General features: G+C 69.5%; 11 protein-coding genes. 5 read left to right on the top strand and 6 right to left on the bottom strand.

Annotation, left to right across the window (positions count from 1 at the left end; genetic code table 11):
- The first annotated feature begins 3 nt into the window (after nt 1-3).
- Nucleotides 4-732, top strand: coding sequence for a LytR/AlgR family response regulator transcription factor (locus ABIB38_RS15135; RefSeq protein ID WP_429205055.1), 729 nt, complete (start codon nt 4-6; stop codon nt 730-732).
- Here the strand turns inward: ABIB38_RS15135 and ABIB38_RS15130 are convergent.
- The 3 genes from ABIB38_RS15130 to ABIB38_RS15120 form a co-directional block, all read right to left on the bottom strand.
- Nucleotides 724-2,985: an ATP-dependent DNA helicase gene (locus tag ABIB38_RS15130; RefSeq protein ID WP_429205053.1), complete on the bottom strand. Its 2,262-nt coding sequence runs from the start codon at nt 2,983-2,985 to the stop codon at nt 724-726. The genes ABIB38_RS15135 and ABIB38_RS15130 overlap by 9 nt on opposite strands.
- 6 nt (nt 2,986-2,991) lie before the next feature.
- Complete coding sequence (locus ABIB38_RS15125) at nt 2,992-4,650, bottom strand: VRR-NUC domain-containing protein (protein WP_429205051.1); 1,659 nt, start codon at nt 4,648-4,650, stop codon at nt 2,992-2,994.
- A 161-nt stretch (nt 4,651-4,811) separates the two neighbouring features.
- On the bottom strand, nt 4,812-5,486 hold the full coding sequence (locus ABIB38_RS15120) for a hypothetical protein (protein WP_429205050.1): 675 nt from the start codon (nt 5,484-5,486) through the stop codon (nt 4,812-4,814).
- A 59-nt stretch (nt 5,487-5,545) separates the two neighbouring features.
- Between ABIB38_RS15120 and ABIB38_RS15115 the strand changes: the two genes are divergently transcribed.
- The 4 genes from ABIB38_RS15115 to ABIB38_RS15100 all read left to right on the top strand — a co-directional run bounded on the left by ABIB38_RS15115 (nt 5,546) and on the right by ABIB38_RS15100 (nt 12,032).
- Complete coding sequence (locus tag ABIB38_RS15115) at nt 5,546-6,385, top strand: M15 family metallopeptidase (RefSeq protein WP_429205048.1); 840 nt, start codon at nt 5,546-5,548, stop codon at nt 6,383-6,385.
- 118 nt (nt 6,386-6,503) lie between these two features.
- Entirely contained in the window at nt 6,504-10,292 is a 3,789-nt protein-coding gene (gene tssM / locus ABIB38_RS15110) for a type VI secretion system membrane subunit TssM (RefSeq protein WP_429205047.1), read from the top strand.
- The gene (gene tagF, locus ABIB38_RS15105) at nt 10,289-11,257 is read left to right on the top strand and encodes a type VI secretion system-associated protein TagF (RefSeq protein ID WP_429205045.1); all 969 of its coding nucleotides are present in this window, start codon (nt 10,289-10,291) and stop codon (nt 11,255-11,257) included. The genes tssM and tagF overlap by 4 nt, the downstream gene beginning before the upstream one ends.
- A 1-nt stretch (nt 11,258) precedes the next feature.
- Nucleotides 11,259-12,032 (top strand): OmpA family protein, encoded by a 774-nt coding sequence (locus tag ABIB38_RS15100; protein WP_429205044.1) that lies wholly within the window; start codon nt 11,259-11,261, stop codon nt 12,030-12,032.
- A 151-nt stretch (nt 12,033-12,183) separates the two neighbouring features.
- On the opposite strand, the gene icmH is transcribed toward ABIB38_RS15100, so the two are convergent.
- The 3 genes from icmH to tssJ are packed head-to-tail and all read right to left on the bottom strand — an operon-like array spanning nt 12,184 to nt 14,947.
- Nucleotides 12,184-12,939 carry a type IVB secretion system protein IcmH/DotU gene (gene icmH, locus ABIB38_RS15095; protein WP_429205042.1) on the bottom strand — a complete coding sequence of 252 codons (756 nt, stop codon included), beginning with the start codon at nt 12,937-12,939 and terminating at the stop codon, nt 12,184-12,186.
- The gene (gene tssK, locus ABIB38_RS15090; protein ID WP_429205115.1) at nt 12,936-14,294 is read right to left on the bottom strand and encodes a type VI secretion system baseplate subunit TssK; all 1,359 of its coding nucleotides are present in this window, start codon (nt 14,292-14,294) and stop codon (nt 12,936-12,938) included. The genes icmH and tssK overlap by 4 nt, the downstream gene beginning before the upstream one ends.
- A 59-nt stretch (nt 14,295-14,353) precedes the next feature.
- Nucleotides 14,354-14,947, bottom strand: a complete 594-nt coding sequence (gene tssJ / locus ABIB38_RS15085) for a type VI secretion system lipoprotein TssJ (RefSeq protein ID WP_429205041.1) — start codon at nt 14,945-14,947, stop codon at nt 14,354-14,356.
- Nucleotides 14,948-15,105: the final 158 nt, after the last annotated feature.

The following is a 15,105-nucleotide window of genomic DNA, read 5'->3' as shown; positions in this document are numbered from 1 at the left end:
CGAATGCGTACCCTGATCGTGGACGACGAACACCTGGCGCGTGCGCTGCTGCGCGAATACCTGACGGCGCATCCCGACGTCGAGATCGTGGGCGAGTGCGCCAACGGTTTCGAGGCGGTGAAGGCGATCGCCGAGCACGCTCCCGACCTGGTGTTCCTGGACATCCAGATGCCCAGGCTGGACGGCTTCGAGGTGGTGGAGCTCGCCGGCAGCAAGCCGCATTATGTCTTCGCCACCGCCTACGACCAGTTCGCGTTGCGCGCGTTCGAGGTGCACGCGGTCGACTACCTGCTCAAGCCGTTTTCGCGCGAGCGCCTGGCACAGGCGCTGGCGCAGGTGCGCCTGCGCGCGCCGCAGCCGGACGGGATCGCGGCGGTGGTGAAGGACGCGCAGGCGCGCCGGCAGCCGCTCGAGCGGGTCCTGATCCGCGACGGCGCCCGCGTGCACGTGGTCGCCGCCAACGGCATCGACTACATCGAGGCGCAGGACGACTATGTGCGGATCTGCGCCGGCGGCAAGGCGTACCTGAAGCACCAGCGCCTGTCCGAACTCGAAGCGCAGCTCGATGGCGCCATGTTCGTGCGCATCCACCGCTCGTTCATCGTCAATGTCGGCGCGGTCGAACGCATCGAGCCGGTCAGCAAGGACAACCATTGCGCGGTGCTCAAGGGCGGCGTCAAGCTGCCGATCAGCCGCAGCGGCTACCAGAAGATGCGCACGCTGCTAGCGTGAATCGAGCTCCCACCATGCCGGCATCAACGCCCGGATGCCCGGCCGGGAAAAGCGGTCGTCGATCAGCCACACCACGCCGCGGTCCTGCTCGGTGCGGATCACGCGGCCGGCCGCCTGCACCACCTTCTGGATGCCGGGATACAGATAGGTGTAATCGTAGCCGGCGCCGAACAATTCCTGCATCCGTTCGCGCAGCTGCTCGTTGACGGGATTGACCTGGGGCAGGCCGAGGGTGGCGACGAAAGCGCCGATCAGGCGCTCGCCCGGCAGGTCGACCCCTTCGCCGAAGGCGCCGCCCAGCACCGCAAAGCCGATCCCCGAGCCGTTGACGTCGAAGCGGTCGATGAACCGCTGGCGTTCTTGCTCGCTCATGCGGCGCTCCTGGCGCCAGGCCGGGATCGACGGATCCAGCCGCTCCAGCGCGTGCGCCACCTTGTCGAGATAGTCGAAGCTGCTGAAGAAGGCCAGGTAGTTGCCGGGACGTTCGCGGTACTGGCGTGCGATCAGTTCGGCGATGGGCTGGACCGAGGCGGCGCGCACCTGGTAGCGGGTCGAGATGCCGCGCGCGACGTGGACCTCGAGCTGGCTCGCCTTGAACGGCGAGTCGACCTCGACCCAGGCCGTGTCTTCCGGCATGCCGAGCGTATCGAGGCAGTAGTGCCAGGGCCCGAGCGTGGCCGAGAACAGGGTGCTCGAATGCGTGGCGGAAAAGCGCGGGCCGAGGAAGGGCGCCGGCACCACGTTGCGGATGCAGATCGTCGAGTCGCGCAGCGTGGGACGCTCGGCGTCCCGGCTCAGGTCGCACAGCGAGTGCGGCCCGAACGATTCGGCAAGGCGCACGAACCCCATGGCGTCGAAATGGAAACGCTGCAGGTCCGGGTCGAGCGGGCCGGGGAAGGCCGCCAGGTGTTCGTTGACGGCGCTCCCCGCTTCCTGCAGGGCGTCGACCAGCTTCGGCGGAATTTTTTCGAGCAGCTGGTAGGGCGCCGGCGCCGCCTTGTCGACCGCGGTCCAGGCGCGGCCCACGCGCTCGAGCGCTTTCCTGACGGTCGGCGGCGCGCCGGCGCGGGCCAGGCGCAGCTGCGCGCGATCGAGCTCGGTGCTGTACATCGAGCGCGCACGGCCGACCAGGTTGTGCGCTTCGTCGACCAGCAGGCTGGTTTTCCAGCCGTTGTTCAGCGCCAGCGCGTACAGCATGGCGCTGCCGTCGAAATAATAGTTGTAGTCGCCGACGATCAGGTCGGACCAGCGCGCCATCTCGCTGCCGAGGTAATAGGGACAGACCTCGTGCGCCAGTGCGACCTCGCGCAGCGCCTCGCGGTCCAGCACGCTCACCTCGGCCGCGGCCGCGCGCGCCGCCGGCAGGCGGTCGTAGAAGCCGCGCGCCAGCGGGCAGGATTGGCCATGGCACTCCTTGTCGGGATGCTCGCAGGCCTTGTCGCGCGCGGTGAGTTCGAGCACCCGCAGAGGGGCCTGGCGCTCACCGCCGCACAGGGTCGCGGCGCCGTCCAGCGCCAGGCGCCGGCCGGGCGTCTTCGCGGCCAGGAAGAATACCTTGTCCAGCTTCTCGCGCGGCATGGCCTTGAGCACCGGGAACAGGCTGCCCACGGTCTTGCCGATGCCGGTCGGGGCTTGCGCCAGCAGGCAGCGGCCGCCGGCATTGGCGCGGTAGATGCTCTCGGCCAGCTGGCGCTGGCCGGGACGGAAGTCGGCGTGCGGGAACGACAGGGCGCCCAGCGCGGCGTCGCGCGCCGCGCGGTGCGCCGCTTCGCTGGCGGCCCAACCCGAGAAGCGCTCGCACAGCGCCTCGAAGTGCGCGCGCAGCCAGGCGCTGTCGCGCGTTTCGCGCAGCACGGTCTCGACGCCGCTGCCGATGTCGTAGTAGACCAGCGCCAGGTTGACCGATTCCATGCCCTGTTCCTGGCACAGCAGGTGGCCATAGACGCGCAGCTGGGCCCAGTGCAGGTGGCGGTGGTTCTCGGGAATGGCGTCCACCCGGCCGCGGTGGGTCTTGACTTCTTCGATCAGGTTTTCATTGGCGTCGTAGCCGTCGGCGCGGCCGCGCACGAGCAGTTCGTTCCAGCGGCCGGACAGCGCGACCTCGCTGCGGTAGCCGTCGCCGCGGCGGCCGGCGACGACGGCGTGGCCGGCAATGCCTTCCTGGGCGCTGGGCGAGGGGGTGAAGCGCAGGTCGAGGTCACCCTGCTTGGCGGTGAACTCGCACAGGGCGCGCACGGCGATGGTGTAGCTCACGTGATCCTAGGCCGCCATCCCGGCCGATTCGAGCCACTGCAGGTAGCACACCGCCACCGGCATGTCGTGCGCCGCGCAGTAGTCGATCCAGCGCAGCTGGTTGTCCTGCAGGCGGTCGCCCGGGCCCTTCACTTCGATCATCAGGTAGCGGCCCTCCTGGGGCCAGAACTGGATCAGGTCTGGGAAGCCCGTGCGGTTTTCCTTGACGTCGGCCAGGATCCGTTCGCACCACTTGCGCAGGTGGGCCGGTGGAATGCAGGCCAGGGCCAGCTCGATGAGGTCGGGCGTGACGCCGTCCCAGTGCACGAAGGGTGACTGCAGCCCGGCCTTTTCCTGATACGCGAGCCGGATCGTGTCGCGGTAGCTGCCGTCTTCGAGCTGCGCCAGGCAGGCGGCGAATTGCGCCTGCCGGCGCTGGTGGAAGTCGGCGCTGTGCAGGTCGGCCGGACCGCGGTGGAATGGGTGGAAGAAGGCGCCGGGGATGGCGGCGAACACGGCGCGCCAGCACAGCAGGCCGAACAGGGTGTTGGCCAGCGCGTTCTCGACGTAGAACACGGGCGCGTCGGCGCTATGCAGGTGGCCGCGCACGGCGCCCTCGACCCAGCGCTCGCCGTTCGGCGGCGCCAGGCACAGCTCGATGCGCTCGACATGGGTCCTGGCGCGCGGCGCCAATCGCGCGTGGCCGAGGCGGCGCGCCAGGCGCGGCGCGATGCGGGCCAGGTGCTGGCGCTCGGCGTCGTTCTCGGGCCTGGCCTGGGCTTCGAGCAGCAGGGCATGGGCCTGCTCGAAGCGTTCGTGTTTTTCGAGCACGCGGATCGCGCGCCCCCGCGCGCCGGGAAAGCGGCAGCGCGCATAGGCGGCGTAGGCGCTGTCCCAGTCCTTCAGCTTTTCGTAGTGCTGGCCGATCTGGAACGTGAGTTTTTCGCGCCGGCTCTCGAGCCAGTCATTGTCGAAGGCGTGCACGGGCAGGTCGCGCACCACGGCGTCCACGTCTTCGCCGGCGGCGAAGCGCTCGCGGCAGGCATGCAGTTGCAGGTAGTGGTCGACGTCGGCGCGCTGGCGAAAACCGCGCGAGGCGGGCGAGATGTCCACGCGCTCGTAGCGGAACAGGCCAAGGTCGGACAGCACGAAGTCGGTCCAGCCCTGGTGCAGGTTGCCGAAAAAGACCAGGCGCAGGCGGTCGCACAGCGGCTTGACCAGGATGCGCCAGGCGACGTCGGAACAAGCCGGATGCCAGCCGGAGAAACAGCGCGCTTCGGGGAAGACGAGGCGCAGGGCGTCCAGCTGCGCATCCTTGCGGGCCGTCTTGCGCGGCAACTGCGCGCCGAAGGCGTCAAGGATCTCGGGCTTGGACAGCAGGTCGAACAGTTCGTCGAGCGTGAGTTCGGGATCGCGCTCGATCCAGCCGGTGCCGAGCAGGTGTCCGGCGGCCTCGACCGGGCAGCCGATCTCGGCATAGCTCAGTTTGCTGGCACGGAACAGATTTCCCTTGCGCATGACCATGCGCACGAACAGGGCGCGCGCATTGTGCGGCAGGGTAGGGAACAGCGCCAGGAACGCCTGCTCGCCGTCGTCGAGCAGGTCGCCATAGCGTTCACCGATCCAATCGAGAACCCGCTGGAAGTTATCCAGATAATAAAACTCGTTTTCCAACACCCTGATCATGACCGAACGCTCACCTGTACTTATATACAGTATAGCGCTTTCTGGCGCAGACTGCCCGGCAGTGTGGCCGCAGCTGGCGGGTGCGGCCGGTTTGCATGCGGCTGATTTGCTTGCGCCTTGTTCACCACGCCGGCAGGGCGCCAGGGAGGCCCTGAACTTCCCTAGCGTCCCGGTGGGGGCGCGGCGTCATCTTCCGCAGGCGCGGCGTGGCCGTTGGCATGGTAGATCACGGCCGAAATCAGGGCGACGTCGCTGTCGTCATGGGATTCGCCGGGGCGCGCCGGATTGACCGTGCGGGCCGGGCGCGTGGATTGGCGCAAGGTCGGGGCGCGGGGACGGGGAGCGGCGGCGCGCGCTTCCGGACGGCGCGGCGGGGCCGTCCTGGCGGGCGCCGGCGCGGCCTTGACCGTGGCCGGAGGCACGGCGGCCGGCTCGAGCAGGCGCAGCGGGGGGATGGGGGCCGGCGCGGGCGCCGCCGCCAGCACCGGGTCCGGCGCCGCGTCGACGATCACGGCCGCCGCGGCCGCCTCGGCCGGCACCGGGGCCGCGACCGACATCGGGCGAGGCGCCGCATCGGGCCGCGTCGCCTCGTGCGGCGCCGGGCCCGTCCCGGCCGCCAGCCAGGCCAGCGTCGCCGTCAGGCCGAGCGCGACCGCCGCCGCGGCGCCATACCAGCCCAGCCGCGCGCGATGGCTGGAACCCGGGCGCCGCGCCGGCTCGCGCTCGAGCTTGGCAAGTATGCTGTCTTCACGGCCGCCGCGGCGCGACGCCGACATCAGGTTCGGACGCATCTGGGCATGTATGCGGTTGTCTTGATTTTCGTCTGATGAACGCACGACATTACTCCTAAGATTGGATTCTCCTGTTCTGATTAGAAACAATCCTGGGGAGTCCGATGCTGATCTTGATCGCCCTTCTGTACGTTTGTCTGGCTTCAGGCCTGGCTTGGCTTGTTCTTTTTCCAGGTGGACGCGCATGGATGTCGCGCGGCATGCATGTCGTGCGCGGCCTGGCCGGTCGCGCCGGGGCCTGGGGCCATGCCGGCACGCGCGCCGCCGGCGCCATGCGCGACAGCGTCGCCCTGTCGCTGCGCGAGCGGGTGGTGCAGGGATTGCGCCGCCACCAGGTAGTGCTGGCCATCGGCGCGCCGGCAATCCTGATCCCTTCGCTGCTGGCGCTGGCCCTGAGCAATCCGGCCATGCTGCCCATGTACGAGAGCAGCGCCGCCTTGCCCGACGAACAGGTGGCGGCGTTGCTGGCCGGCGAGCAGCTGGTGCCGCCGGTGGCGCTGCCGCCCAGCGTGTTCACCACGGCCGAGGTCGAACTGGTGCGGCCGATGCTGGTCGGCGCCAGCCGTAACTGGGGCTTGCTGCATCCCGACTTCAGCCAGCGCCTGCTGCTGGCGTTCAAGATCATGAAGGAACAGCACGGCTACGAGATCGCGCTGCTCGAAGGCTACCGCAGTCCCGCGCGCCAGGATGAGCTGGCCGCAAGCGGCGGCCACGTCACCAATGCGCGCGCCTTCCAGAGCTGGCACCAGTACGGCCTGGCGGCCGATTGCGCCTTCCTGCGCGACGGCAAGCTGGTGATCTCGGAGAAAGACCCATGGGCCATGCGCGGCTACCAGCTGTATGGCGAGGTGGCCGAGTCGCTGGGGCTGACCTGGGGCGGGCGCTGGAAGATGATGGATCTCGGCCACATCGAGCTGCGCATGCGCGGCGTGATGGGGCGCTGAGCGTCGCCTGGGCTGTTGCGTGATTTTTCGAATTTTGGGCCCATTGCGCAGAGTCAAGCAGCCCCGTCTTGGCCCATGCGACCATTTCCTGTGAGACTTTTTAACAAGAGACAGCGCCATGCCACGACTCTGGAAGTTCATGACCGACAGCCGCGTGCTGGTCGCGATCGGCGTCGCCGCACTGGCGGCCATCCTGGTACTCGGCGCCGGCCTGCTCGGCGTCGGCATCGTGTGGGCCGCCATTGTCGCCCTGGCGCTGCTGGCCTGCTGGGGCATCGGGTGGATGCTGCGCCGCGCCTGGCGTGCACGCCAGGCGCGCAAACTGGCCGGCGCCATCGCCGGCGCCGCCGACGCCGGCGGCAAGGACGAAGTCGCGGTGCTGCGCAAGAACCTGCTGGAGGCGGTCGGCACCATCAAGACCTCCAAGCTGGGCCTGACCCGCGGCGCCGCGGCGCTGTACGAGCTGCCGTGGTACATGATCATCGGGAACCCGGCGGCCGGCAAGAGCAGCGCCATCGTGCACTCGGGGCTGAGCTTCCCGATCCCCGGCAACAAGGCGCTGCAGGGCGTGGGCGGCACCCGCAACTGCGACTGGTTCTTTACCACCGACGGCATCCTGCTCGACACCGCAGGGCGCTACTCGGTGCAGGACGCCGACCGCGCCGAATGGTTCGGCTTCCTGGACCTGCTCAAGCGTCACCGCCAGCGTGCGCCGATCAACGGCATCCTGATCGCGGTCAGCGTGGCCGAGCTGATGGCCGGCCCGGCCACCGCCTCGCACGAGCTGGCCAAGAACCTGCGCACCCGGGTGCAGGAGCTGACCGAGCGCCTCGGCGTGCACGCGCCGGTGTACGTGGTCTTCACCAAGGCCGACCTGATCGCCGGCTTCCTCGACTTCTTCCATGACAGCGAGCAGGCCGAGCGCGAGCGCATCTGGGGCGCGACCCTGCGCTACAACCGGCGCGCCGCGCCGCAGGACGTGCTGGCCTTCTTCGACGAACACTTCGACGAACTGGTCGACGGCCTGAAGGAAATGAGCCTGGCCGGCATGGGCGCCAACCGCAGCGCGACGCTGCGTTCCGGCGTGTTCACCTTTCCGCTGGAATTCGCCGCGCTGCGCACGCCGCTGCGCGCCTTCCTGGCCACGCTGTTCGAAGAGAACACCTATCAGTTCAAGCCGGTGTTCCGCGGCTTTTACTTCACCAGCGCGCTGCAGGAAGGCAGCGTGCAAGACCTGTCGAGCCGGCGCGTGGCCAGCCGTTTCGACCTGGCGCTGCAGGAAAGGAAAGGCGGCGAAGCCGCTGCCGAGCAGTCGGGTGCGCAGTCGGGCTCGCAGTCGGGCTCGCAGTCGGGCTATTTCCTGCTCGAGCTGTTCCGCAAGGTGGTCTTCGCCGACCGCGACCTGGTCAAGCGCTACACGAATCCGGCCGCGGCGCGCTGGAAGCTGGGCGCCTTCTTCGCCGCCACGGTCCTGCTGGGGTGCGCGATGGGCGGCTGGTCGTGGTCCTACATGGGCAACCGCCAGCTGGTCGCCAACGTCCAGTCGGATCTCGACAAGGTGAAGAAGCTGCAGGTGGGGCGCATCGACCTGCAGTCGCGGCTCGAAGCGCTCGACATCCTGCAGGACCGCATCGAACAGCTCGAGCGCTACGCCGACGACAAGCCGTGGGCGCTGGGCTTCGGCCTGTACCAGGGCGACGTCCTGGCGCGCAAGCTGCGCGACGAATACTTCGCCGGGGTGCGCGCGGTGATGGTCGAACCGGTCGCCGGCGCCCTCGAGACGATGCTGACGGAGGTGAATAACAACGCCGCCAGCCTCGATCCGGCGCGCCAGGTGGCCGCGCCCGCGACCCCGGCCGCCTCGGCCCCCGCGCCCAGGCTCGGGCAGCCTTACCAGGACGCGTCGCCCACCGATGTCGGCGACGCCTACAACGCGCTCAAGACCTATCTCATGCTGGGCGATAAATCGTGCGCCGAGCCGGGCCACCTGAACGACCAGCTCACCCGCTACTGGCGCGGTTGGCTGGAATCGAACCGCGGCAGCATGCCGCGCGAGCAGATGATCCGCAGCGCCGAACGCCTGATGACCTTCCACCTGGCCCACATCGACGACCCGGCCTGGCCGCAGATTTCGACCAAACTGGGCCTGCTCGACACCACGCGCGAGCACCTGCGCCGCGTGGTGCGCGGCACGCCGGCGCGCGAGCGCGTGTATGCCGACATCAAGACCCGCGCCGCGACCCGCTTCCCGGCGGTGACGGTGGCGCGCATCGTGGGCGAGCAGGATGCGGCGCTGGTGGCCGGCAGCCACGCGGTCAGCGGCGCCTTTACCCGCGCGGCGTGGGACAAGTTCGTGCTGGACGCCATCCGCGATGCCTCCAACAAGGAACTGAACACGGTCGACTGGGTGCTCAAGACCACCGCGCGCGACGACCTGACCCTGGAAGGCAGTCCCGAACAGATCCAGAAGGCCCTGATCGACCTGTACAAGGCCGACTATGCGCGCGAATGGCTCAAGTTCGTGCAGGGCGTGGCGATCGCCGACCTGCGCGGCTTCGACGCCAGCGTGCAGGCCATGAACCGCCTGGGCGACCCGCAATCCTCGCCGCTGGCCAAGCTGCTGCGCACCATCTATGAAGAGACGGCCTGGGACAACCCGGGCGGCCTGCGCGCGCCGGTCGGCAAGACCGAGCGCGGGGTGATCGAGTGGTTCAAGCAGGTGGTCTTGCGGCGCGCGCCGTCCGACGCGCGCACCCTGGCCGACAGCATCGATCCGGCCCAGCTGCTGGCCCAGCAACAGCAGGGAGCAGGGCCGATCGGCCGCGAGTTCGCGGGCGTGGCGCGCCTGGTCGGCGCCAAGGAGAAGGAAGCGTCCCTGATGAGCGGCTACCTCGATGCGCTGTCGCGCCTGCGCTCGCGGCTGAACACATTGAAGAACCAGGGCGATCCGGGCCCCGGCGCCAAGCAGTTCATGCAGCAGACGCTGGAGGGCAACGGCTCGGAGCTGGCCGACGCGCTGCGCTACGTCGACGAACAGATGCTGACCGGGATGAGCGACAGCCAGAAACAGGCGCTGCGCCCGCTGCTGGTGCGCCCGTTGACCCAGACTTTCGCGATGATCGTGCTGCCGTCCGAGGCCGAGATCAACAAGACCTGGCAGGCGCAGGTGGTCGAACCCTTCACCCGCACGCTCGCGGGCAAGTACCCGTTCGCCCAGGATTCCAGCCTCGAGGCGACTCCCGGCGAGATCGGCCAGGTGTTCGGCCCCGAAGGCGCGGTGGCCAGGTTCGTGGGCACGGCGATGGGGCCGCTGGTGGTGCGGCGCGGCGACATGCTGGCGGCGCGCACCTGGGCCGACATCGGCATCTCGCTGGCGCCGCAGGCGGTGGCCGCCTTCCCGGGCTGGGTGGCGCCGCTGTCGAACAACGGCGTGGCGGCCGGCGGGGCGGCGCAGACCGTGTTCCAGGTGCTGCCCCTGAGCGCGCCCGGCACGCTCGAATACACGCTCGAGATCGACGGCCAGCAACTGCGCTACCGGAACACGCCGCCCAGCTGGAACAATATGGTCCACCCGGGCCCGCAGGGCGTCTCCGGCGCCCGGGTCTCGGCCGTGACGTTCGATGGCCGCACGGTGGAGCTGTTCAACCAGCCGGGCCAGTTCGGGCTGCAGCGCCTGTTCGAGGCGGCCCAGCGCAAGCGCAAGGACGGCGGCGTGTTCGAGTTGCGCTGGACGGCGCAGAACATCTCGGTGGCGGTCGACCTGAAGATCGTCAGCAGCCCGCAGTCCAACGGGGGCGGCCAGGGCCAGGCCCAGGGCTTCCGCGGCCTGCACCTGCCGCCGGCGATCGTCGGCCGCCATGACGTCCAACAAGCGGCGCCGGCGCTGGCCAGCGCGGGAGTCCAATGATGCGCACCGACCGCATCGGTTACTTCGGCAAGGTCCCGGCGCGCGCCGACTTCGTCAAGCTGGCCCACGATCCGGCCGCGATCGGCATGCTCGACGCCTGGCTGGCGCAGGTGATGACCTTGCTGCCGTCGGACGCGCGCTGGCGCTTTCACTACGACGCGATGGCGCCGGTGAGCTTCGCCCTGGTCGGCCCGGCGCGTCACCACGCGGTGGCCGGCCACCTGCTGGCCAGCCACGACCGGTCGGGACGGCGCTTTCCCTTCCTCGCCACCCGCACGCTGGCGGTGAGCGATCCGGCCGCCTTCGTCGCCCGTTGTCCGCTGGCGTTCGCGCCGCTGTGGGTGTTCCTGGAAGAGATCTGCCCCAAGGTGCTGGGCGAGGGCGACCCCGCCGCCTACCTGCAGGCGATCGCCGACAGCGCGATCGGGCTCGGCGACGAAGCGGCGCTGGCGCGCTGGATGGAGCACGCCACGATCGCCTCGCTCGACGGCTTGCTGCAGCGCGCGCCTTCCAGCGCCAGCGCCAGCGCGGCGCGGCTGGTGCTGGCGCTGGGATTGCTGCTGCAGCCGGTCATGCACAGCCAGCCGGCCGAGCTGCATAAAAGCCTGGTGCTGCCGCTGCCGCACGATGCGTCGGCGCGCTATCCGGTGGCGGCCTTCTGGCTCGAGCTGATCGCGCCTTTCCTGCGCCGCGCGCAGTTCGACCTGGCGCTGTTCATCACGCGCCAGGAAGAGCGGCCGGTGCTGGTGGTGGGCTTTTGCGCGGCGCTGGCCGAAACCCTGCGCGCCGTGATCGATCCCCTGGTCGGCGCCGAGCTGCAGGTGCGGCTGCTGGAGACGGACTGGATCGACGAGCAGCTGCAGTTCGACGCCGACGTGCGCCAGCTCTCGAGCCAGCTGGCCCAGCCCGACCTGCCGCTGGCGCTGGCGCGCGACCTGTTCATGAAGACCTTCATCGGAGCCTGACGTGACACTTCGCACCCTGACCCTGTTGCTTGGATTGGCCGGCGCCATGCCGCTGGCCGCGCAGACGCCATCCGGCGCGGCCGAGGCCCCGGTCGTGGTCAGCGGCATGGTCGCCGACGAAGCCGCCAAGGCCGCGCTGCTCGAGCGGCTGCGCGGCGTGTACGGCGCGCAGCGCGTGGTCGACCAGCTGGCGGTCGGCGCGGTCTCGACGCCGGCCAACTGGAACAATTACGTGGGCAGCCTGATCGGGCCGAACCTGCGCCTGGTGAAGGGCGGCCAGCTGAAAGTCGAGGGCAACAGCGTCAGCCTGCGCGGTGACGTGGCCAGCGAAGCGCAGCGCCAGCAGATCGCCGCCGAGATCGCGGCCCGCCTCAATCCGACCTATACGGTCAATAACGGCCTGCGGGTGGCCGCGTCGCAGCAGAGCGTGCTGGATGCGGCGCTGGCCGACCGCATCATCGAATTCGAGTCGGGCAAGGCCACCCTGACCCCGGCCGGCACCGAGGTGCTGGACGGGATGACGGCGGCCCTGAAGAAGCTGAACGGCGTGAAGGTCGAGATCATCGGTCACACCGACAACGCCGGCTCGCGCGCCGGCAACCTGTCGCTGAGCCAGGCGCGCGCCGAGGCGGTCAAGGCCTATGTGGTGAGCCAGGGGATCGCGGCAGAGTCGATCGCGGTGTCGGGCGAAGGTCCGGACCGGCCGGTGGCCGACAACCGCACGCCGGAAGGCAAGGCGCGCAACCGGCGCATCGAGTTCAAGGTCATCCAGTAGAACGCTGGTGGTACAGACGGGGAACAGACGGGGAACAGCGGGGAACAGCGGGGAACAGACGGGGAACAGACGGGGAACAGACAGGGAACAGACAGGGAACAGACAGGGAACAGACGGCCCCGGGATCCAGGATCCCGGGGCCGTCCTGCTTTCACGGCAGGGTGATGGTCACGTGCGCCGCCTTGGGCGGCAGCTTGACCAGGTCGTTGTAATGCGCCAGCGCCAGCTCGGACTCGTTGCCGAGCGCCGTCCGGAACCCCAGGTAGGCCCCCATCCCGGCCAGCGTGAACACCGCCGCCAGCACCCATAGCGACAGGTCGCTGCGCAGCCGGTTGACCACCTGGTCCGGGCGCTCGGCGTGCGGCGCGAATCCGCGGGTGCGGCCGCGCATGCGGGCGATTTCGTCGCCCAGGCGCGCCACCAGGTAGTCCAGCTTGTCCTTGCCGTCCAGCGCATAGCGGCCCTGGAAGCCCAGCAGCAGGCACATATGGAACACCTCCAGGGCCTCGACCTGCTGCGCGCCCCTGGCGCGCAAGTCTTCCAGCCGATGGAAGAAGTGCTCGCCGGCCAGCTGGTCGCCGAACACCCGCAGCTGCAGCGGACGGGTCTCCCAGGCCTCGCGCACCTCGTAGGTCGAGCGCAGGATGATCTCGTCCACCGCCGAGCAGTAGGCGTACTTGGCCGCCGTCACGTCCTCGGCCGCGATGCCGAGCGCCTTGGCGCTGCGGTCGACGTCGGCCAGGAAGGCGGTCATATTGTCGGCGAAGGCGCCCTTGTCCTGCGGTCCGCAGCCGTTCTTGAGCAGGAACAGCGCGTGAAAGCCCTCGTACATGATGTCCACCAGCCGCTGGCGGCGGTTGCCGGCGTCACCCTGGCGCGCCGCGCGGCGCTCGACGAAGGCGTTCATGCCGACACCGCGATCAGTTCGAGGCGCAGCTCGCGCACGCCGTTCGGCACGTACACCGAGATCGCCTGGGCCTTGAGCATCGCCTCGTACAGCACGCCGCGGCCTTCGAGCACGAAGTAATAGGTGTCGGGCCGCACCGGAATCGCGCTCGGCACCTGGGGCGCGTGCACCAGCTTCACGCCGGGCAGCGCCGACAGCACGAACTTGTCGACGTCTTCGGGCGAGCCGACCTTGAACTGCAGCGGCACCGCCTCGACCAGGCGCAGCGCCGGCATGTCGGCCGCCACCGCCAGGTACAGGGTGGTCTGGGCGTTGATGCGGCCCGAGTCGAGCGCGCCGAGGTAGTACGACGGGCGGTCCTTGTGCAGGGCGATGGTGAAGTAGCGCGACGAGATCACGGTGTCGAGCAGGTCGCGGATGATGCCGTCCAGGCGCGCGAACTGGGGGCCAGGATCGGCGTGGACGTAGGAGGGCAGGTCCTCGAGCCGGTAGCTGCGCGAATAGGTCATCAGGCCGCCGGCCAGTTCCAGCATGGCGCCGTACAGGCGCTCGGGATGCAGCTCGCGGTGGTGCAGGTAGTGGGCCAGCGCGGCATAACCGGCGCTGGCCGTGTGCAGCAGCCAGAACGAGGACACGTCGCCGCCGCGGATCTCGACCACGTTGCGGCTCGGCTCGCGCAGGTCGCCATACAGCGCATTGACCTTGGCCAGCAGCTTTTCCATCAGCCGCGCCAGGCCGCCATAGAGACCGGCGCCGGGCATCGTCACCGCGTCGATCGACAGGCTGGGCGGAACGAAGCCGGGATCGATCTCGAAGCCGCCGGTGGCCACGCGCCGCAGGCGCAGCAGCGCAAAGCTCTCGTAGGCTTCCAGCGGCTCGCTGTCGGCCACCAGGCGCAACGCCTTGCGCAGGTAGGTCACGGGCGCGTCGGCGGCCTGGGTGTACAGGTCCTGGGTCTCGCGATCGATGCGCCCGAAGCGCACCTCGACGGTCTCCAGCGCGTCCAGGCCGCTCGCGCAGTTGTCGCCGTGCGTGCGCAGCGCCGGCAGGGCGGCGTGGTAGGTGACCGTCTGCTGCGCCGGCGGCAGCTCGCCCAGGCGCACCTGCGGCGGCAGCACGTCGTCGCCCGGCGCGCGCACCACTTCGCCGTCGGGGAACAGCAGCGACAGCTCGTCGATGCGCAGGATGTCGTTGCGCAGCGCGTCGAGATCGACCGCCAGCTTGCGCACGCCCCAGCAATGCGGATGCAGGGCGCAGGCGGTCTGGTTCAGGCGCGCCTCGTGGTAGCGGTCCTGCTGCTGGAAATGCTGGGGCCGCAGGAACAGTCCCTCGCCCCATAAGACCTTGGATGGCATGCTCACGATCGCCTCCTCGACGTTCAGAAAGAACTAGCTTGCAGGAAAGTTATAAACATTTATTGACAGCGCACAGAGGCCAGTGCCGAAGCGCCCGCGTTGGCCGTGGCCGAACCCACGCTCATCGCGCAGGCGTGCAGGCCGACGCTCAGGCCGTTGCGCTCGGCCTCCGGGCTGCTGATCGCGGTGCGCCAGCGGCCGGCGGCCGGGGTATGGAACAGGGCGACGATGCCGACGTGGCCCGCTTCGCGCGCGACTTTTTCGGTCACCTCGTAGCGCTGGCCCGGCACCAGCATGATCTCGCGCACCTCGACCAGGTCGGCGCCCAGGCTCTCGCGCTCCAGGCGCGGGTCGAGGAAGGTGGCGTAGGGCGCACCCTCGAAGGCGTCCTTCTGGCGCAGCTTGTACAGGCGCACCGCCAGCGCCAGCGGCTGGCCGCGCGAATCGACGTTCAGGCGCGTGGCGGCGTGCAGCTTGAGCGGCACGTTGCGCGGCGGCTTTTGCGACTCGGGCAATTCGGCCGGCTTGCGCAAGCCGGCCGCCTCCAGGGCCACGCTGGCCAGCGGCGCCAGCGCGGCGCCGCCGCAGCCGGCGAGCGCCGCTGCCAGCGCGGTTGCGGCAACCAGCGGGCCGGCCCGCTTGAACGTCCTCATCAATGATCTCCTCGCAATTGTTCTAAAGCACCAGAGTTGGATTGAACCCCATCCGCGCCAGGGCGCGCTGACCCGGCGCAAACGCAAGCGATACCCAACAGTCCTTGGTTGAACTCGCTTTTCATTGACAGTGCACAACTTCCTGAAAAGTGCGATGC

This window comes from Massilia sp. UYP11, assembly GCF_050434805.1.
Taxonomy (GTDB): Bacteria; Pseudomonadota; Gammaproteobacteria; order Burkholderiales; family Burkholderiaceae_D; genus Telluria.
This window is presented reverse-complemented; position numbering and strand designations above follow the sequence as displayed.

Excerpts from the sequence above, each read along its gene's own strand:
- icmH (WP_429205042.1), bottom strand. The coding sequence starts at position 12,939 with ATGAACGCCTTCGTCGAGCGCCGCGCGGCGCGCCAGGGTGACGCCGGC.
- tssM (WP_429205047.1), top strand. The coding sequence starts at position 6,504 with ATGCCACGACTCTGGAAGTTCATGACCGACAGCCGCGTGCTGGTCGCG.
- tssK (WP_429205115.1), bottom strand. The coding sequence starts at position 14,294 with ATGCCATCCAAGGTCTTATGGGGCGAGGGACTGTTCCTGCGGCCCCAG.
- ABIB38_RS15115 (WP_429205048.1), top strand. The coding sequence starts at position 5,546 with ATGCTGATCTTGATCGCCCTTCTGTACGTTTGTCTGGCTTCAGGCCTG.
- tagF (WP_429205045.1), top strand. The coding sequence starts at position 10,289 with ATGATGCGCACCGACCGCATCGGTTACTTCGGCAAGGTCCCGGCGCGC.
- tssJ (WP_429205041.1), bottom strand. The coding sequence starts at position 14,947 with ATGAGGACGTTCAAGCGGGCCGGCCCGCTGGTTGCCGCAACCGCGCTG.
- ABIB38_RS15135 (WP_429205055.1), top strand. The coding sequence starts at position 4 with ATGCGTACCCTGATCGTGGACGACGAACACCTGGCGCGTGCGCTGCTG.
- ABIB38_RS15125 (WP_429205051.1), bottom strand. The coding sequence starts at position 4,650 with ATGATCAGGGTGTTGGAAAACGAGTTTTATTATCTGGATAACTTCCAG.